The organism is Bacteroidota bacterium, from assembly GCA_026391695.1.
Classification (GTDB): domain Bacteria; phylum Bacteroidota; class Bacteroidia; order Bacteroidales; family JAGONC01; genus JAPLDP01.
Genome location: JAPLDP010000028.1, coordinates 40,031 through 60,568, shown reverse-complemented (window position 1 = coordinate 60,568; position 20,538 = coordinate 40,031). Strand labels below are relative to the sequence as shown.

Below are 20,538 nucleotides of genomic sequence, written 5' to 3'. Positions count from 1 at the left end.
GCCTCATGAGATCGCTTTGCTAAGTTGTTCGACTTACAATTTTTGATGCACCTTCGGCTTTCGAAAATTGAGTCTACTATATAACTCTTTCTAATGGTCTGTTTTACAAAACCTTGAAAACTCATCTTATGGAACCATTTTTACTAAAGTTATTTCATTTGATGTTCCTGTAAATTCCTTTCAGTGGGAAACTCACAAATAAATATTCTAAAATTATGTATTGCGTATGGCCTTCTTGACTAATTTGCCGTGGTTATAATGCTGAATAAATATTAATTTCCCTTGTTGGTCGTATATTTCAAATTTTCCTTCTTTATTGTTTTGATTGTAATTTCCAATGCACCAGATATTACCGTTTTCATGGTACGACCTGAAATACCCATGAAGTTTTCCATCCAGAAATGATTCTTCCGCAGCAATTTTACCGTTTTCATAATATTCTTTCCATAAACCTGTTTTCAGGCTCTTCAGGTTGTACCGTCCTTCTTTCAGTAAAACCCCATCTTCTGAATATTCTTTATGTTCTTTCATCCGAAAAAGGTTACAGAGATTATTTTCACTGGAAAATATTATGTTCTAAAGAATTTAAGAGTCAGAATTCATAATTCAAAAAGAAGTCAGTATTGCTTTATGCTTTTGTTATAACACTGACTTCTATCTTCTGTTATATTTTAAGTAACACGAGTTATTTACCAGCAAGGATTTTTTCCGCTTCTTCCTTATCACAATCCATAATATATGGGATTCCAGTGATATTGCTGGCTTCATGGGTAATAGCAGCAAGATCATTCCTTGAAACATATTCCAACGCAAATTTTCTGGTACCGGCCATTAACTGACGCAAGCCCTGTGCAAGGCGTTCGTAATAAGTATATAATCCAATTGCTCCTGCGGGAAGTTTTTCAAATTCTTCGTTTCCTAATTTATGCCTGAGTTCGGTTGCAGTTACAAAAACTTCATCAATAGTAGTTCCGAAGCGTTCTACATAAACGGGAATTTGATGGTTTCTAATGGCATTGCCTATTGTTTTTCCAACCATTGCAGCGGCAATGGGAGCGCGCGCCATACCGACAAGTTTTACAAAAGGAGCACCCATAGCGAGTCCTTTGAATATCTGGTCTTCGAAAGTAAAACCACCGGCAACAGCGATAGCCGGAATGTATTCACCTTTTTCGTGTAATTGTTTCACGTATTGATATAATAATGAATGTAATTCAACCGGAGGCACCCCCCATTCATTCATCATTCTCCACGGGCTCATACCTGTTCCGCCGCCGGCGCCGTCTACTGTCAATAAATCCAATTTATATTTTGAAGCAAATTTCAATGCTGTTGCCAGAGCAGCAGGGCGGTAAGCACCTGTTTTTAAGAAAATGTATTTTGCCCCGGCTTTGCGTAATTCTTCAATCCTTTTTGCGAATGATTCTTCGGTCACCATTCCCACGCGCGAATGTCTTTCAAATTCACTGAAGGCACCATTTTCAAATGCTTTGATGACTGTGGGATCCGTCGGATCAGGTAAAACAATATACCCGCGTTCCAGCAACATCTGGGCTTTCTTCAGGTTTTTTATTTTCACTTCACCCCCGATATTCTTGGCGCCCTGCCCCCACTTTAATTCAACGCACTCTACACCGAGTTCCCGAATTGCATACTCCTGATTACCGAGCCGGGCATCCTCTACATTTGCCTGCACTATAATAGCGCCGTAACCATCCTGCCTGTGGTCTAAATAAAGTTTTACCCTGCGCTTTAAGTCGACTGTATCAACTACTTTGCCGTTCTTATAAACCGCTTCATTGTCCATACCTGCAACATTTTCACCGATAGTGAGTCCTGTACCAGCCAATGCAGAGCCAATAGCCAAGCCCTCCCAGTTATTTTTAGCGATATCCGTTGAACCAATTCCGGGTATCATAAAAGGCATTTTAAATTTAATCCCTTTATCATGGCCGAAAGTGACTTCAAGATTAACCGCCGGGAAAATTGCTTTGTCACTATCAGCTTCAATACCATGAGCGCCAACAACGCCGCCCATGATATTAAAATGCGAATAATCAACAGGGAATGATTTTTCGGCTGCCGTTGTAATAACTCCAAAAGGTTGCGGATAAATAACTTCATGCCCACGGTAAGCAGATTTTCCTATTTCACACATACCGATGCAGCCATCTATGCATGTTACACACATACCACTTGTGGGAACTACAGAACCTTCTGTCCTATTTTTTGTTAGTGTAGCTGCTGTTGCATTAATTTTTGACAAACTCATTTTATAACCTCCTATTTAGTTTTTTATTTATTTGATTACTTTATTTTAGATTTTTCAGAAACACAAGTACCGCAATCACCTTTAAGGCCCATCCAGCAATTGAAATTATCGTTTAGTTCAGTACAGGTCGGCTGAAGCGAGTTTTCACATCTTCCACAAAGGACTGTTTCAGGATTTATGCCTTCACATCTTGACATACATACAGGGCATATATACATGCATCCTCCACATCTGCGGCATTCTTCGGAAGTTTTATCAAACGGCGTATTGATCTTCAGTTTATTGCCTCTATTAACAAATCCAATTGCGCCCGCCACCATTTGTTCCTGGCACATCCTGACACATAATCCGCAATAAATGCACTTTTCCCATCTGGGCGTAAACCTGACTTGCTGTAAACCTATTCTTGCTGCCAAATCCTGAAGCACTTTTGAAGTAGGACATTGGGCGATAAGCAGCTCAAGTACCATTTTTCTTGCATTTAAAACTCTCTTTGTAGAGGTTTTAATAATCAAGTCTTCTTCGACCGGGTAAGTGCAAGAAGAAACCAGTTTTGATGTTTTGCCTGTAAATAATTCAACAATGCATAAACGACATCCCCCCCACGGTGAAAGACCTTCATTATAACATAATGTCGGAATTTCCAGTCCAAGAAATTTTGCTGATTCAAGAATAGTCCAGCCCTTAGGTGCATCAAAATTTATCCCGTCAATAGTAATTTTCATATCCGTTGTTTTATGATTGTGCTATTTCTTTTATTTTTTCCAGAAACTTCTGTCCGTCTTGTGTTTCGAGTTCACACCTCAAGCATCTCATTGCTTCCATTTTTGCTTGCTCTTCGGTATAACCTTGCTCGACTTCAATTAAATTATATTTTCGCTTTTCAGGAGACAGTAATGGCATTTCAACACGTTTTGCAGATAATAATTTCTCTAATTCTGTATCGGATAACAGCATAGGTTCAACATACATGGAAGGTCTTGTAATTTTATATTCACGTTTTACCTCTTTTCCCTGGACATACTGATCAATCGATTCGGCAGCGATTTTTCCGGCGGAAACTGCTGCCACTACCGAATTGGGCCCGGTAACGATATCGCCTCCTGCAAAAACCCCTTCAATATTTGTTTCCAACGTTTCATTATTTATTGACAGGGTGCTCCATTTCGTTATTTCCAATTCTTCTTTCTGAAGAAAAGTAACATCGGGTTTTTCGCTGATTGATACAATCAATGTATCAAGTTCGACAATAAATTCCGAACCTTTAACAGGAACTGGTACTCTTCTGCCCGACTCATCTACTTCGCCCAACTCCATCCTGACAAACTCACATGCTTTTAATTTGCCCTTTTCGGAGATGATTCGTACAGGAGCAGTTAAAAATTCAAACTCAATTCCTTCTTCCATTGCGCCTTCAACCTCTTCCTTATATGCAGGTATTTCAGACATTGATCGTCTGTAAAAAATTGTAACACTTTCGGGTTTAGTGGTGCGGAGTGCGCTTCTTGCCATATCGACAGTCGTAATACTTTCGGATGTTTCAGCGCGCAGCGCACTTCTTGCAGCATCAACAGCCGAGTTCCCTCCTCCGATAATTCCAACACGTTTCCCGATTTCAATATTCTTATTAAGGTTAAGATTTATCAAGGCTTCCATACCCGGAATCACTCCTTTGATATCTTCACCTGCAATATCCAATTTTAAGGACACATTTGCACCGGTAGCAATAAAAACAGCCTTATAGCCTTTCTTGAATAAATCGCTTATATTAAAATCCTTTCCTAAAGCCGAATTTGTTTTGATTTCTATTCCTGCACTTTTAATATAATTAATATCAGCTTGTACAATTTTCTTTGGCAGCCTGTATTCTGGAATTCCTAACATCATCATGCCTCCGATCACATCTTGTTTTTCAAATATGGTAACTTCATAACCCTTTTGTCCCAGATAAAATCCGCAAGTCAGTCCTGCGGGGCCCGAGCCAATAATTGCCACTTTGTTGTCATTTTTCTTTTTAACCGCTTTTACTTTAGCTACAAGATTGTTTTGCAAAGCATAATCTGTAACAAATCGCTTTAAATTCTTTATTGCTATTGGCTCTCCGTATTCACCGGCTTTGCATTTCAGTTCGCAGGGATGATGACATACCCGTGCGAGCACAGAAGGAAGAGGGTTGTCTTTTTTAATTATTTCAAGTGCTTCTTTATATTTTCCCTTTGCAATAAGGGCAACATACACGCATACTTCGGTATTTAATGGACAAGTATATTGACAGGGTGAAGAAATGATTTCCTTACATACTCCGGCAGTACATTTTTTCTTTTCTATGTGGTCAATATATTCATTTTCGAAATACCTTAAAGTTGCCAACAAAGGGTTTGCAGCGGTTTGTCCGAGTCCGCACATGGAGGCATCTTTTATTACCGGTCCTAATTCCTTCAGAAGGTCAATATCTTCTTTTTTCCCTTTTCCTTCAGTGATATTGGTTAGGATTTCATTCATTCTTTTTGTTCCTTCACGGCAGGTGGAGCATTTTCCACAGGATTCTTCCTGTAAAAAATTAGTGAAGTACCTGGCAATGTCAACCATGCATGTATTTTCGTCCATTACTATCATACCACCCGATCCCATAATTGAACCTGCTTCAGTCAGACTCTCATAATTAATGGGAATATCAAACATTTTTTCAGGAATACAACCACCTGATGGTCCCCCGGTCTGAATGGCTTTTATTTTAGCTTTTCCACTTGAACCTCCTCCGATTTTATATACAACATCTTTAATTGTAGTTCCAAGCGGTACTTCGACCAAGCCCGTATTTTTTATTTTTCCGACAAGAGAAAATATTTTTGTTCCCGTATTGCCCGGGGTTCCGACTTTTGCATATTCCTTTGCTCCCAAATTGATAACAACAGGTATATTAGCCAATGTTTCCACATTATTTATACAAGTCGGAAATCCCCATAAACCTTTATTTACAGGGAAGGGCGGACGTTGTTTTGGTTGTCCCATCTGCCCTTCAATAGATTTAATCAGCGCTGTTTCTTCACCACATACGAAAGCGCCTGCTCCTTTGATAATTTCAATATCGAAATCACTCCCCGTACCTAGTATGTTTTTTCCTAAAATTCCCAGCCCACGTGCCTGATTTATCGCAATTATCGAATGTTTAATAGCCAATGGATATTCAGTTCTTACATAGATTATACCGCGGGTGGCGCCGATAGCGATACTGGCAATAACCATCCCTTCAATTATGGAGTGCGGGTTTCCTTCCAGCATACTGCGGTCCATATAAGCGCCGGGGTCTCCTTCGTCGGCATTGCAAATAATAAATTTTTGAATTCTCTGCTTACCTGACCGGCTCGCAAATTTCCATTTGAGACCTGTCTGAAAACCACCTCCGCCTCGTCCTCTTAATCCCGAATCAACAACTTCATTTATTATCCATTCGGGGTCCGGATTAGAAATAACTTTCTCAAAAGCCGAATAACCGCCGATTTTAATATAATTGTATATTCTGATTGGATCTATCTTTTGATTATTGCCCAAAACCGTCCTTGTCTGATTCTTAAAAAAAGGTATTTCTGATTGTGAGAAATATCGTTTATCATCGCCGGGTTCCTTATATAGCATTTCTTTTATAACCTTTCCTTTGACGGCAGCATTTATGATTTTCGGAACATCTTCCATTTTCAACTTCGGGTACAGATTGAATCCCGGTTCAACAATGATAAACGGGTCCATTTCACAAAAGCCGAGACATCCTGTAATTCTCAGAGAAATTTTTTCATTAAGATTGTGTTCTATTATGTGGCGTTTTATTATCCTCATAATATCATTCGAACCGCTTGCCTGCCCCCCTGTTCCTGCACATATTGCCAAACAAGGTTTATTATCCTTCGCTTCATTTACTATAAGTTTTCGAAACTCAACGAAATTCTCAACAGAAGATAACTGCTTCATAATTTTTAAACTTTTTCAATTTCAGATTTATTATATATCCAATATATGACCTTTACAGCCGCGCTTCGGGCATACCTGAACAACACCGCCACTGTTAATTATCATGGGTATCATGCTTGTACTGCATTCAGGACACTTTACTGATCCGGATAGTTCGGAATGGCAATGGGGGCAAAAATAATTCGCTATACTGCCTAAAGATCGCTGATGTTCCGACTCATACATATAGCTGCCATATAAAGAGGACAGGCGATGCCATCCGTGCAAACCGTTAAAAGAAATTGTAACCCTGATAGACGGATATCCATCAAGAGTATGCGTATTATCCATAAGGGTATGATTGCATTGCGGACAATTGACGCTTAATGGAAAAATCCTCTTATCATTTTCAATATCTGTTAAATCATGACCTTTTAAAGTTTGATCAATAACCTGTTTTACCATTTGTTTTTTTACGCTGGTAAAATAATTACCATCAACTACGACAATCGGACCAAGAGCGCATGCGCCTAAACAATTAACAGTTTCAAAAGTAAATTCATTATCAGTTGTTGTTTCACCGGATTTAATGCCGAGTTGTTTTTCAATTTCTACGACAACAGATTTTGTTCCTCTGACATGGCATGCAGTTCCCAAACAGGCGGATAAAAGATGTTTTCCTCTCGGCTTTAAACTGAAAGCTTTATAAAATGTAGCGACTCCATAAATGTCCCTCAACGGTATTTTCAACTGGTCTGAAATTTCTCTAAGAATTTTTTCAGGTAAATAATTATAATGTTTTTGAATTTCTTCTAAAATGGCTATAAGAAGATTATTGTGTTTTGCAGCCAATTCCTCAACAAATCTTTTTATTCCGGTTGTCAATGAGCTGTCAAACTCTTCGCAATAAATAATTGGTTTAAGTGAGGATCTAATATTAAGGCATTTGTCCGATTTGTTACAAGTGCTACAAATACTTTTTTCAATAATTTCAGACCTTACATCATTAATAGTCTCCATAATTATTCTTTTATACGTATTCTTCGCAATACCATTTTGTTGTATCAGTTTTTCTGATATTACAGGATTTACGGTTGTCGCAATTCCGACATAAACCAGCATAATCGTTTTTATCGTTCTTCATAACTTCTTTTTCATTGTATGAAAAGTCATTCTGAACGTTCACATAATTATCATATTCCTCGCAGAAGAATATCGGCTGTAGCCTTGTTTCAATACATCTATCAAATTCATTACAATTGATACAGATGGTTTTTTCTAAAACTTCGGGGTTCATAATCTTAATATTTAATTATTGTTATTATTTATATTCATTGCAAAACCATACTCCACTTTCATGTTTTGGCAATGTGCAGGTACTGACTAAATCGCAATTCAGACACAATCCATTTAGCGGTGCGTATTGAACAGGTGATTTTTCTTCGTTTGCTTTTTCTTCCGTAAGAATTTGCTGAGGTATATAATCGTCAAATTCCTCGCAGTGTAATATTTCCCCTTTGAATGATTTCCGTGTAGAACAATTATCATTATAGTTACAGGTTGAGCACAAGCCGATATTTTCGTTTGCTGCTGTAATATTTGTCATTTTTTTATAGAGTTTATCATTTTAAATGAAAATTATCCGTCCACCCTTTTCAACATTGGTGCCAATAAAAATATTTCACCCCAATATGATTAAAGCAAATGAAAGTATAATAGGATAAACCAAAAGATAATCAATGAATTGCCTTTTGAATAAAAATGATATAAAAGGTTGGAACCCTTTTTTTCAAAAATAAAATAGAAAAAATAATTGAGGAGTTTTGAACCGGCCGGGGAAAAATTCCCTATTCAATAGATGCTGAAAAAGGAAGATCTTTTATTTTTTCGCGTAATGTTTTGCGGTCTATTCCTAAAATTTTTGATGCTTCGGTCTTGTTGTTTTTCACTGAAGTCAAAACATTAAGAATATATTCCTTTTCCATTTCTTTGAGGGTTTTATTAAAAGTTGGAGTATTCTGAATAAAGAAACGCATCGCTGGAGGCAAGTCGGTAATATCAATATTATTGCCATCAGTCATAATGATAAGATGATACATGAAATTCTGTAATTCTCTTACATTACCGGGCCAGTAATAATTTTTAAGTGCTTCCAATGCTCTATCAGTAAATGAAGGGATTGTTTTTTTACCAATTTCTTTGGCATATTTGTTTGCAAAAAAATTGATTAACAGGAATACATCATTTTCTCTTTCCCGTAACGGTGGTATCTGAATATTTACGACATTGAGACGATAAAATAAATCTTCTCTGAAATTTCCTTTTTTCACAAAATTAAGTAAGTCAACATTGGTGGCAGCAATAATTCTGACATTAACCTTGATGGGTTTTGTATCGCCTACCATATAAAATTCTTTCTCTTGTAATACACGGAGGAGTTTTGCCTGCATTGACAAACTGGTATTGCTAATCTCGTCCAGAAAAATTGTTCCTCCATTGGCTGTTTGAAAAAAGCCGGCTCTTGTTTCGTTTGCCCCGGTAAATGCACCTTTAATATATCCGAATAATTCACTCTCCAATAATTCGTTGGGTATAGCGGCACAATTAACGGCAACAAAAGGGGCTGCTGCCTGATTACCTCTGTAATGAATGGCGCGTGCAACTAATTCTTTACCTGTTCCGCTCTCTCCTGTAATCAGGGCAGTTACATTAGTAGAAGCGATTTTTTCTATAGCGTTAAAAACTGTGCATATTGCTTTTGATTCTCCAATAATACCGTAAATATTAGCCTGAAATAATGTTTGTTTTTGTGTTGTTTTTGCTGCATAGAGTTTGTTAAAGGCTTTCTGCATGGCACTAAATAGCTCTTCATCTGTAAATGGTTTTATTAAATACTCTTCAGCACCCAATTTGATGGATTCTACCGCACTTTCAACAGATGGATAACCTGTTATTACGAGAACTTCGGTGTTTTTATAATTTTCGCGGACATGTTTGACAAGTTGCATGCCGTTTGCCTGAGGCATCCGCAAGTCAGTCACAACAAGGTCAACAGGGGTTGCATTTAAAAAACTGATAGCATCCGAAACATTGGATGAAGTAAAAACAAAATATCCATGGCTATCTAAATTTCTTTTAATTAATTCCAATGTTTCAGGGGAATCATCAACCACCAGAATTTTTTCGGATTTTTTATTGTTCTGTTTTTTCATTTTTGAGAGTTCGTGACCGGAAATTTAATTTCAAATTTTGTTCCTTTCCCATTTTCACTCTCGACTTTAATCTCGCCTTGATGGGCGGTAACTATTCCATGTACAACGGAAAGCCCCAATCCTGTTCCTTTATCAATTTTTTTAGTGGTAAAAAAAGGTTGGAAAATGTGCTGTTTAATATCCTCTGAAATTCCCACTCCCGTATCTTCAACCCTTAATATAACAAATTCGGAATCACTAGAAGTTGAAAGAGTTAATTTGCCGCCTTTGGGCATCGCCTGAATAGCATTAACTACGAGGTTGACAATGATCTGATTTAACTGAATGGCATCGGCAATAATGAAGGGGAGTTGTTCTGCAAGAAAATATGAAACGTTTATATTTTCTTTTGAGCATCGCGATTCAAGAAAATACATTGCTTCTTTGATGATCTGATTTAAATTCACCTTTTCAAAAAGCTGTGGCATCTGATGAGAGAAGTACATTAATTTTTTTATTATCTCCCTGGCATTTAGTGATGCTTTTATAATTTTTTCCAAATCCTGTTTTACCTGCTGCGGCAGATTATGATTTTTATTCGCTAATTGGGCAAAACCAAGAATATTTCCAAGCGGTTCATTTATTTCATGTGCGATACCTGCTGTAAGTTCACCGATGGTTGCAAGCCGGTCAGCGTGCCGGATTTGCTCTTGCAGCAATTTCATTTTTTCTGCTGCTTCTTTGCGTTCAATTATTAAAGTAAGTTTCCGGGCAATTGCTTGAATCAGTTTTCTTTCCTCTTTAAGGAATGGCCCTTCGTCCGCATCAGGCATTACTTTAATATAAAAAACTTCTACAATTCCTCTAGGCTGTTCGTTGATGATTATTTTTTCTGCTTGCCTGTAAGGTAAATCCTGAAATTCAGCAGAGTTAAAATGATTATTGTCTAAAATTATTCTTGCAACTGTGTATTCAGGATATTGCCAAGCAGGTGGAATTAATTTTAAAATATTTTCTAAAAGTTCATTCAGGGATAAATTGTCCTGATGTGCTAATTCAGAAATACCATAAAGGCAGACAAGTTCTTTGACTCGCTCACGCAAAGCAGTTTCGGTTGAATGCAAACTATTTTCAGGTTTCATTAATAACCATTTATTCTATACAAAATTAGTTTTTTTAATACGAACTTTTTCAGCGCTTGAAAAATTCGGCGCTTTTCCTTTGCCTTTGGTCTAGGTTTATGCGTTTGGTTGTAAAGGCAAATGTGCCAAATGTTTTGAATCCCAAGGCAAGCCCTGGACCCAAATTCCGCAGCAGAGCAGCGGGGTATATATCCTCAGGCTTTGTCGGGATTATTAGGCCTTTTGGCCTCATGAGATAACTTCACTAAGTTGTTCGACTTACAAATTTCAATGCACTTTGTTTTTGAAATGTGAGTCTAACGAATTAATCCCAAGTCGTAAACAGCACCTGAAGATGCATTTCCTTGAAAAATTTTTTTCTTTTCTATTGCTACGATATTCAATTGTAGTGGTAAGAATATATATCCAAATCAGAATTTAATATACTCTTTGGGCTTTAAATTATTTTCCATTGTCCAAAAATGCACCTGGCCATGACATATTCTGAACAGAACCAGTTTAGGACTATCAACCGTTATCCCGAAACTTTTCAGGAAGGGTCTGTTTTTCATCACATGCCAAAATGCTTAAACGCCTCATATATTAAAAAAACCGGCCAAACAATTGCTTTCAAAAAGCCAAGCACGCCAATCCAGAAGCCTGTAGCGTGTGAAATGAAATAAATAGCTGCGCCGATAAGCCCCAGGCCGTAAACAGCACCTGAAGGAGCACTTCATTGAAATTCTTTTTTCATTTTTTTCTTTTTTTATTGTTACGATATTCAATTAAATTGGTGAAAATATTTCCAAAGTGGTTTTAATGATTTACTGATTTAGGTTATCATAGGTTTTGCTTTAAATGCCAACGGCTCCGGCTATGACCAGTGGCCGCCTGCGTGTGATTTATCTGTTTAGACGTATTATCATTTTATTATCCAAAGGCGCTTAACGTCAGTCCGTCTAATAACTTCCCCATCGTTTTGAGATTAAGGAATAAAGGTACAAATATTCAGAGAAAAATGATATGACGTAGTTTTTGGGGAAAAGTAGCTCACAACGTATCTTATTGGGTTTTTAAAAAGTTTTATGGCAGGAATACGCTTAACTAATAACGATAAAATGCTTTGAACAGCCTGTTTCAGGCCATTCAAGCCAAGGATGGACATAAGTCTTCTCAGGTCAAGGCGTTTGCACAGGGTGACCATCTTACGAAAAACCAATTTGATGGCTTTGGGGTTGTCTCTTCTGAAATTAGCGATGGTGTTGTGATCAGGAGTAAGTTCCTTGAGAAGCCACATGAGTTCCAGGTTGCGTTTGCATTCTTTCTCCAGCAATCTTGAAGAGCGGATTCTGTTCAGATATCCGTAAATATAGAGTTTCAGAAGGTCACCGGGATAATAGGGTGGCCTTCCTTCCGGGGCATGCTTTGCATGGGTAAAGCCAAACTCTTCAAGTTTACAGCTGTCGGCAAATGCATCGATAATCCTTACCGGGTTATCCAGTTCTATTTTCTCTTCCAGGGAAGATTCGATGAGAACAATCTGTGAGCGGGGTTTTCTTTGTATGTGTACTGAATGTTGCCTGTTGAGCGAACGTAGAGAAGCAAAACCGGTTTACATTCAGTCATCCCGATGAGAATCTTCCGAATCGGGATAATCCATACATGAAAAATAGTTGAAACGCCAGTAAATACAGGGAAAAAACGTAATAAATTATAAACAAAATTGATGTTGAAAAGCAGAGGGTTTTAGACAGTCTGACGCGGCTTCATAGCCTGTCCCGACTTATGTCGGGATTGGGCTGACGCCACACGAAGCTTTATTTATTGTTGGCTAGGCTTTTATTTTTTTTCTTTTCTATTAGTTCTATTGTCAATCGTGAGGGTCGTTCTATAATTTTGTAGTTTTCTTTAAAAATCTTTTTGTACATTTTAGCAAAATCAGGTTTCTCTCGAATTTTTTTAAATAAAGGCCATATTTGATAAGCATGTCTTGGTATATCAGAATCCCCAATTAATTCCATTAATTCAAATGCTTGATTGTAATCCTCTTTTAATACATTCACGGCTAATTTAAATGTGTTGTTGCTTGCACTCCAATCTTTTTTATCGAGAATTTCAGTTGATTCCTTTTTATTATTTGCAAGGTATTTTGACAGTGCTTTATTAATGATAAATACATTTAAAGTTTGTTCATTGTAATGTTTTTGAAGGATATCTGTAGCAAAAAAAAGTAAAATATCAGCAAGCTTATAGTTTTCTTCTTGGATAAGATCATAACAGATATCATTTAATGCTTCATCTGCATTTTCAAGTTCATCGGGGAGTAGTTTCCTCCAAATAACATGGGTTAATTTGACTGCTAATTCATAGAGACATTCATATGCACTTTGAAAGTAATCCGGCGATAGAGGTAGAGTTTGACCAACTTTTATATTTTTGTCAAGTTTAATACTATGCTTTCGACATGTTGTAATGTATTGATTTGAAACCAAACCATCATTGTGGACAAATAAATTCCTCCGTTCTGTTAATTCTATAAATGATGGCCAAACTGTAAGATCTTTCCTTAAGGGCATTCCAAGCTTTTTTTCAAGCCATTCGAAATGATATGAATGATTCTCCCGTAGGACCGATTCTATTTCTTTCTCTACAACATATTCTTTTACTTGATCAAGTGTTTTAAAATCAATTATTTGAGAATATGTTAAAGCTTTTTCAGATGAACTAAGTTTTTCAGGATATAATTCAAATATTTTTTTAATTAGTTTATTAAAAGAAGCATCAAATTGACTTATCAAACAAACGAAGAGGCTTCTAGGAATTACCTTATAAGCTAATCTTGAAACAACTAAATTTTTTTCAAGTTCCTCAAAGATTATATTATCTCGAAGGGTAAGTGAAATTATGTCTTCCTCTTCATCAGATTTTTGGGTTGAATCTTGTATTGTACCTGTTTCCTTTTTTATCCTTTTTTTTTCAATAAAATTGTGGAAATCTTTTTCAATTTGCTCATTTTTAACGGTAATCATAGCTATTACCATTGGTAAAGTGTCATTAAGAGAATCAATTTCATAAATGAAATCTTTTAACACTTCTACAAATTCAGAGTTTTTACTTTTTTCTTTCATAAAATGTTTACAGTCATTAGTGTGTGTTTAGCCTTGCCTACAATTGTCTTGTAGCACCTACTCATAAAGTCCTGTTTTCAAACTATTAGGGATGTGGACAGGAGAGACTGAGTAGCGTGTTATAGAGATTGTTGTTTTATTGAGTTAATGATCATTAAAATGGTTTTAAATGCCCAGGTGATTTTCAGAATTAAATATCATTCAAGCCACGTAAAGATATATCATTTTTAGATATAATAGCATCATCGTCAGGCTTATTTTTTAACAAAAGGGATAATTCACCGAACGCATACGTTTGTTCAGCACGTCAAAATGACTCACTCTTAAGAGGAATAGAAACAGGGAAGAGAAAGGCGCAAACTCCGGAACCCAATTAGGGAATATTTGTTTTATAGAATGGTATCTTCACAACCTTCGCCTTCAGGGCTTTGCCACGGATGTTAATGTATATTTCGGTGTCCAGCGCCCAATAGCCGGCTTTAACATAGCCCATGCCAACAGGGATCTTCAGCGATGGTGCCATGGTACCGGATGTCACCTCCCCTATCTTCTCCCCTTCCCTGTTGGTGATTTCATAATGCTGCCGCGGAATGCCTTTGTCGACCATCTCAAAGCCCATCAGCCTGCGTGTCAGGCCTTCACTTTTCTGTTTGAGAAGGTAGGCTTTATCGATAAAATCCTTTGTGCCGGTAAATTTCGTGATCCATCCGAGCCCGGCTTCCAAAGGTGATGTGGTATCATTGATGTCGTTGCCGTAGAGGCAGAAGCCCATCTCGAGGCGCAGGGTGTCGCGTGCGCCAAGCCCGATAGGTTTTATCCCGAATTCCTTGCCGGCTTCAAACACCGCTTTCCATATTTTCGGGCCATCGGAATTTTTCATATATATCTCACAACCACCTGAACCTGTGTATCCTGTGATTGAAAACAGGACATTCTTTACTCCAGCAAATTCGATAATTTTAAATGTATAATATTCCATGTCGGTCACGGATTCCCGTGTCAGCTTCTGCATAGCTTTCAACGCCAGAGGGCCCTGAACGGCGAGCTGGGCTGTGTCGTCGGAAGCATTGACAAGCTCCCTGGCGGGTTTAAGGCCAAAGCGTTCACCCTGCCTGACAATCCAGCTCCAATCCTTATCGATATTGGCGGCATTAATGACCAGAAGATATGTTTCGCTGTTGATGCGGTAAACAAGAAGGTCATCGACGATGCCGCCCTTACCATTGGGGAAACAGGAATACTGGACTTTCCCGTCATAAAGTCTGGCAGCATCATTGGCGGTTATATGCTGAATAAAGTCAAGAGCTTTAGGTCCTTTAATCCACACCTCTCCCATGTGGGAAACATCGAAAACACCAAGGCTTTTCCGGACTGTTTCGTGTTCGGCATTGACACCTTCGAATTGAACCGGCATGTAATATCCAGCGAACTCAACCATCCGTCCGCCAAGCTCTTCGTGGAATTTTGTAAAGGCAGTGTATTTCATGATGATAAGGATTGTTTTTGTGTGTTTCTAGCCGACAAATTTATAAATTATTGTTAATTTAATCACAAATGCGGGATTTTTTCGGGAAGAGCCAGTAAGTTGCAGGTTACAAGTTGCATGTTGCAGGTTGAGCGAGGCGAAGGCGAGCGAAATCCCGATGAAGTCGGAATTAATTGTAACACAAAGATTCACAAAGAAGACACAAAGTAACACAGAGTTAAAATGTCAATTTTAACACTTTTGAGACAGCCGGGTCGCCCGACCTGTAACTCGCAACCTGAAACTTGTAACCTGCAACCTGCAACCTGTAACCTGTAACCTGTAACCTGCAACCTGCAACCTGCAACCTGTAACCTGCAACCTGAAACTTGAAACTTGCAACCATAAAAATCTCAACACAGTATAAAGGATTAATACTACTTTTGTTCTGATCAAACTCCCGGAGCGATGTTCCTTCCAACTACCAACATACCCAGATGGGCCATTTTCCTGATCGATATTTTTATCGTTCTCTCAGCCGTCATACTTGCCTACCTGCTGCGGTTCAACTTTGACATACCATATTCTGACAGAATCACGCTGCCTTATGTGCTCGCCTATTTTTTTATCGTAAAAAGTTTGAGTTTTATCATTGCCCGAACTTATGCAGGCATCATCAGGTATACCAGCACTGAAGATGCAATAAGGATTGTGATGGTTAACCTGCTTTGCAGCATCTTCTTTGGGCTGACCAACATCGTAACATATTTTTTCATCACGCATAAATATCTCATTCCTTTCTCCATCATTATCATTGAGTTTTTTGTTTCCATTTTTGCCATGACGACCTTCAGGATGCTGGTAAAGATGGCCTATCTTGAGCTAATTAATCCCTCGAAAGAGAAATCGAATGTGATCATTTTCGGTGCCGGCGAGTCAGGTGTCATCACAAAAAGAGCGCTGGACAGGGATGCAGGTTCGAAACACAAGGTGATTGCATTTATTGATGACGACATCAAAAAACATGGTGCCAAGCTGGAGGGTGTCACCATTTATGGTACTGATAAATTAGCCGATCTTATAAAAGCCCATGCCGTGACCCAGGTCATTCTTGCAGTTCAGAAGCTCAGTCCCCAGCGTAAAAAGGAGATCATCGAGATGTGCCTGCCCTTTGACTTAAGGTTATTTAATGTCCCCCCGGTGGTCAAGTGGATCAATGGAGAGCTGAGTTTTAACCAGATAAAGGGGATTAACATCGAAGATCTGCTGGAGCGGGATGTGATAAAACTTGACGAGAGGAAGCTCAGCAAGGAAATAGCAGGGAAAACCATTCTCATCACAGGAGCTGCGGGTTCTATCGGGAGTGAGCTGGTGCGTCAACTGGCCGGTTACATGCCACTGAAACTGATCCTGATTGACCAGGCTGAAACAGCCCTTTACGAGTTGGAGCTGGAATGTACAGAAGCCTCCCATATTACAAGCTTTGAGGTCATTATTGCCGATATATGCAATGAAATGCGCATGGAAGCTATCATCCGGAGCACCAAGCCTGATATCATCTATCATGCGGCTGCATATAAGCATGTGCCCATGATGGAGAATAATCCCATAGAGGCATTGCGGACAAATGTTACCGGCACCAGGATAGTGGCTGACCTAGCGGTAAAGTATGGTGTAAAGAAATTTATCATGATATCTACCGATAAAGCCGTCAATCCTTCCAGTGTCATGGGTGCTTCAAAACGCCTTTCCGAGATTTATGCACAGGCACTGAATCAGAGGAATTCGACAAAGTTCATCACCACGCGCTTTGGTAATGTGCTGGGATCGAATGGGTCTGTGATACCTCTTTTCCGCAGGCAAATAGAGAAAGGTGGCCCAATAACTATCACTCACCCTGATATCTCGCGTTTTTTCATGACCATACCCGAAGCCTGCCAGCTTGTTCTTGAAGCCGGCACTATGGGCTCAGGTGGTGAGATTTATGTGTTTGACATGGGTAAATCGGTCAAAATCGTAGATCTGGCCATGAAAATGATCAAGCTATCGGGGCTTACATTGGGAAAGGATATTCAGATCGTTTACTCACGTCTTAGACCGGGTGAAAAGCTTTTTGAAGAGCTGCTCAGTGACAAGGAAAACATTTTACCCACGCATCACCCGCAAATAATGATAGCAAGAGAAAGACCCTACGAACCGGATATTACTGTCGGAAAAATCGATCATCTAATTGCTCTGCTGGATACGCAAGATAATGATGCCATCGTCAGGGAAATGAAAGAGATACTGCCAGAGTATAAAAGCGTGAATTCGGTATATGAGAGGCTAGATGAAGAATGAAGTATGAAAAATACAACATGAAGAATTCCCTGGAATTATTTCAAAAGTAGTCGTTTGATTTATTTATTCAAGACATGTGTCACCAGTTCGGCGGCATCCTGGAGCCGGATAGCTGAATAGACTTTTAATCCGGATTCATCAATGATGCGTTTTCCTTCTTCAGCATTAGTACCCTGCAGGCGGACGATGACAGGCACTTTGATTTCGCCGATATTCCGGTAAGCATCAACAACACCTTGTGCTACAATATCGCAGCGTACTATACCGCCGAAGATATTGAGCAGGATGCCTTCCACGTTGGGATCGGAAAGGATGATGCGGAAACCTTCTTCAACCCTTTTAGCGCTGGCGGAGCCGCCGACATCGAGGAAGTTAGCCGGCTCGCCACCCGATAATTTGATGATATCCATTGTCGCCATGGCCAGGCCTGCACCATTTACCATGCACCCGATATTTCCGTTGAGCTTGATATAGTTAAGGTCAAATTTGCTGGCTTCCACTTCGATGGGATCTTCTTCATCCAGGTCGCGCATCTGAAGTATGTCGGGATGACGGTACAGGGCATTATCATCCACGACAACTTTAGCGTCGGCAGCAAAGATATGATCATCGGAAGTCTTGAAAACAGGATTAATCTCAAAGAGAGTGGCGTCAGAGTCGATAAAAGCCTTGTACAGGGATGGCACGAAGTTCATCATCTCCTTGAGTGCCTTGCCTTTCAATCCAAGGTTAAATGCGATTTTCCTGCACTGAAAGCCGCTGACACCAATACCGGGCTCGATCTCTTCCTTGAAGATCTGATCAGGCGTTTCGGCTGCCACCTGCTCGATGTCCATACCACCACGCGGTGAGTAAAGTATCATGAATTTTCCGGTTATCCTGTTGAGAAGTATGCTCATATAAAACTCCTCAATCGCCGATATGCCAGGGTAATAGATATTCTGTTCGACGAGCACTTTACTGACTTTTTTACCCTGTGGACTTGTTTGAGGTGTGACCAGCATCATGCCTATAAGATGCCGTGCATGTTCTTTTACTTCATCAAAGGAGCCGGCAATGCGGATGCCGCCGCCTTTACCCCTGCCGCCGGCATGTATCTGAGCTTTGATAGCCCATTTGTCGGAGCCGGTCTTTTCCCTGATGATCCATGCGGCATCAACGGCCTGGTCGGGAGAATAAGCCACCATGCCTTCGGGGACGTTAACGCCGTATTTTTTTAAAATCGATTTTGCCTGATATTCGTGTAAATTCATTCTTCAGTGATAATTGATCTTTATGTGGTCAAAAGTAAGAGAAATTCAACGAAATTCATTTAAATTATTAAAAATTCATTGATATCTTTGATTCCAGATATTTGATCTATGATAACGGCAAGCAACATCCATAAATCCTTTGGCAACCTGAAGGTGCTGAAAGGTATAAATCTCGCCATCACCAAAGGCGAAATCGTTTCTATTGTCGGGGCATCGGGTGCCGGGAAAACCACGCTGCTTCAAATTATCGGCACACTGGATAAGCCCGACATGGGCAGCGTTGAGATCGACCGCATGGATGTGGGCAAATTTTCAGAAAAAGAGATAGCCGTTTTCAGAAATAAGCATATAGGCTTTATATTCCAGTTCCATCATCTCCTTCCTGAGTTCACAGCACTCGAAAACACCTGTATACCGGCGTTTATCGCGAATGTCCCGCGGAGGGTAGCGGAAGAAAAGGCCAGAGAGATACTCGGATTTCTGGATCTGGGCGCCAGGCTGGATCATAAGCCGTCGGAGCTCTCCGGTGGCGAGCAGCAGCGTGTTGCTGTTGCCAGGGCTTTGATCAATGATCCGTCGGTCATACTTGCCGATGAGCCCTCCGGCAATCTTGACTCGGAGAATGCCAGGGAATTACATAAACTCTTTTTCACGCTTCGAGACAGGTTTAACCAGACATTTATTATCGTCACCCACAATGCCGAATTTGCCGGCATGGCCGACAGGAAGCTGCTGATAAAGGATGGAGTGATTATCCAATAGTAATTACTTCATCCCGAATGGGTAGATGATCTTCCAGTCGTTCTTCATGTCTACAACTGTCCAACCTTTTGCATGTGCCTCGTCGAGTGCCTTGTCAAGCCGACCGTAAGAGGACGTACGATCGTATGCCCACTCGCGCACTGAATCGGTATGGTGGATTATAAGCGCAAAACTCGCGCCACTGCCGGCGGTCGTCCACTGGAACATTTGCAGGTCGCCGTCGGAGTTACCAAAAGCAGCTATAGGACGGCGGCCGATATACTGGTTGATGCCGACAGGTTTGCCCTCATTGTCATCTATGAAGCTGAACTCAGGCAATTGTATTAGCACGGGATTGCCGTTGCGCAACTCAAACTTGATCCTGAAGCTGGTGCCAATGACCTGTTCGGGGGGTATACCATAGACCCTTTCCGTCCAGGGGCGCATAAATTCAACACCGCCGCCTGACACGATGTATGTCTTGAAACCATTGGCACGCAGGTAAGCGAGCAGTTCGAGCATAGGCTGAAAGATCATTTCCGTGTAAAGCCGGCCGGTCTTCGGATGTTTCGCTGTAACCAACCATTCGCTGACGATTTGTGCGAATTCCTCCGTGGTATAGTTGGCGTTCGAAGCCATGATGATCTCGTTCAAAGCATTTCCTCCGCCAGCGAAAACTGTCATAAGGTCGTCCTCCAGCACAGCTTTGAATGGCTGTTTATTCTTCCATTCGGGGTGCTGCGGCGCAAGCGCTTTGATCCGGTCGAACGTGAAAGTATACTGGAAATATATCGGCTGCTCAGACCACAGTGTGCCATCATTATCAAAGGTGGCAATACGCTCGGCAGGCGGCACAAAGTTCGGTGAACCTTCCCTGGTCACTTGTTCGACGAAGGTGACAATGGCTTTCTTATGTTCGGTATTATTCCAGGATGGCAAGGGATCGGCGACAAAGGCTACTGGATAGCCGACTTTCTTTTTACTGCTATCATTGTTCTTGCAACTGGTGTTAATAATTAATACAAATCCCATTAATATTAATGGGTAAATCCAGGTTCTGATTTTTATATTCATCATATTAT

At 39.9% G+C, this 20,538-nt stretch carries 17 protein-coding genes; 2 read left to right on the top strand and 15 right to left on the bottom strand.

Annotated elements, in window-relative coordinates:
- Nucleotides 1-213: 213 nt before the first annotated feature.
- The 13 genes from NT175_02885 to NT175_02825 form a co-directional block, all read right to left on the bottom strand.
- Nucleotides 214-531, bottom strand: coding sequence for a hypothetical protein (locus tag NT175_02885; GenBank protein ID MCX6233656.1), 318 nt, complete (start codon nucleotides 529-531; stop codon nucleotides 214-216).
- Nucleotides 532-685: 154 nt separating this feature from the next.
- Entirely contained in the window at nucleotides 686-2,272 is a 1,587-nt protein-coding gene (locus tag NT175_02880; protein ID MCX6233655.1) for an FMN-binding glutamate synthase family protein, read from the bottom strand.
- Nucleotides 2,273-2,307: 35 nt separating this feature from the next.
- Entirely contained in the window at nucleotides 2,308-2,997 is a 690-nt protein-coding gene (locus tag NT175_02875) for a 2Fe-2S iron-sulfur cluster-binding protein (protein ID MCX6233654.1), read from the bottom strand.
- A gap of 10 nt (nucleotides 2,998-3,007) precedes the next feature.
- Nucleotides 3,008-6,238, bottom strand: coding sequence for an FAD-dependent oxidoreductase (locus NT175_02870; GenBank protein MCX6233653.1), 3,231 nt, complete (start codon nucleotides 6,236-6,238; stop codon nucleotides 3,008-3,010).
- 30 nt (nucleotides 6,239-6,268) lie between these two features.
- Nucleotides 6,269-7,069, bottom strand: a complete 801-nt coding sequence (locus tag NT175_02865) for an NAD(P)H-dependent oxidoreductase subunit E (protein ID MCX6233652.1) — start codon at nucleotides 7,067-7,069, stop codon at nucleotides 6,269-6,271.
- A gap of 178 nt (nucleotides 7,070-7,247) precedes the next feature.
- Nucleotides 7,248-7,514, bottom strand: coding sequence for a hypothetical protein (locus tag NT175_02860; GenBank protein MCX6233651.1), 267 nt, complete (start codon nucleotides 7,512-7,514; stop codon nucleotides 7,248-7,250).
- 24 nt (nucleotides 7,515-7,538) lie between these two features.
- Entirely contained in the window at nucleotides 7,539-7,823 is a 285-nt protein-coding gene (locus NT175_02855) for a hypothetical protein (GenBank protein MCX6233650.1), read from the bottom strand.
- 241 nt (nucleotides 7,824-8,064) lie between these two features.
- Complete coding sequence (locus NT175_02850; GenBank protein MCX6233649.1) at nucleotides 8,065-9,429, bottom strand: sigma-54 dependent transcriptional regulator; 1,365 nt, start codon at nucleotides 9,427-9,429, stop codon at nucleotides 8,065-8,067.
- Nucleotides 9,426-10,550 carry an ATP-binding protein gene (locus NT175_02845; GenBank protein ID MCX6233648.1) on the bottom strand — a complete coding sequence of 375 codons (1,125 nt, stop codon included), beginning with the start codon at nucleotides 10,548-10,550 and terminating at the stop codon, nucleotides 9,426-9,428. The genes NT175_02850 and NT175_02845 overlap by 4 nt, the downstream gene beginning before the upstream one ends.
- 964 nt (nucleotides 10,551-11,514) lie before the next feature.
- Nucleotides 11,515-12,009, bottom strand: a complete 495-nt coding sequence (locus tag NT175_02840) for a transposase (GenBank protein ID MCX6233647.1) — start codon at nucleotides 12,007-12,009, stop codon at nucleotides 11,515-11,517.
- A 337-nt stretch (nucleotides 12,010-12,346) separates the two neighbouring features.
- The gene (locus NT175_02835; GenBank protein ID MCX6233646.1) at nucleotides 12,347-13,657 is read right to left on the bottom strand and encodes a hypothetical protein; all 1,311 of its coding nucleotides are present in this window, start codon (nucleotides 13,655-13,657) and stop codon (nucleotides 12,347-12,349) included.
- Between the two features lie 373 nt (nucleotides 13,658-14,030).
- The gene (gene gcvT / locus NT175_02830) at nucleotides 14,031-15,143 is read right to left on the bottom strand and encodes a glycine cleavage system aminomethyltransferase GcvT (protein MCX6233645.1); all 1,113 of its coding nucleotides are present in this window, start codon (nucleotides 15,141-15,143) and stop codon (nucleotides 14,031-14,033) included.
- Nucleotides 15,144-15,360: 217 nt separating this feature from the next.
- Complete coding sequence (locus tag NT175_02825; protein ID MCX6233644.1) at nucleotides 15,361-15,528, bottom strand: hypothetical protein; 168 nt, start codon at nucleotides 15,526-15,528, stop codon at nucleotides 15,361-15,363.
- A gap of 62 nt (nucleotides 15,529-15,590) precedes the next feature.
- Between NT175_02825 and NT175_02820 the strand changes: the two genes are divergently transcribed.
- Complete coding sequence (locus tag NT175_02820) at nucleotides 15,591-17,462, top strand: nucleoside-diphosphate sugar epimerase/dehydratase (GenBank protein ID MCX6233643.1); 1,872 nt, start codon at nucleotides 15,591-15,593, stop codon at nucleotides 17,460-17,462.
- A 59-nt stretch (nucleotides 17,463-17,521) separates the two neighbouring features.
- Here NT175_02820 and sucC read toward each other — a convergent pair whose 3' ends face one another.
- Complete coding sequence (gene sucC, locus NT175_02815) at nucleotides 17,522-18,715, bottom strand: ADP-forming succinate--CoA ligase subunit beta (GenBank protein MCX6233642.1); 1,194 nt, start codon at nucleotides 18,713-18,715, stop codon at nucleotides 17,522-17,524.
- A 108-nt stretch (nucleotides 18,716-18,823) separates the two neighbouring features.
- On the opposite strand from sucC, the gene NT175_02810 reads away from it, so the two are divergent.
- Entirely contained in the window at nucleotides 18,824-19,477 is a 654-nt protein-coding gene (locus NT175_02810) for an ABC transporter ATP-binding protein (GenBank protein ID MCX6233641.1), read from the top strand.
- 3 nt (nucleotides 19,478-19,480) lie between these two features.
- Here the strand turns inward: NT175_02810 and NT175_02805 are convergent, their stop codons facing one another.
- A complete protein-coding gene (locus tag NT175_02805; protein MCX6233640.1) occupies nucleotides 19,481-20,530 on the bottom strand; it encodes an HAD family hydrolase in 1,050 nt (349 codons plus the stop codon).
- Nucleotides 20,531-20,538 lie beyond the last annotated feature (8 nt).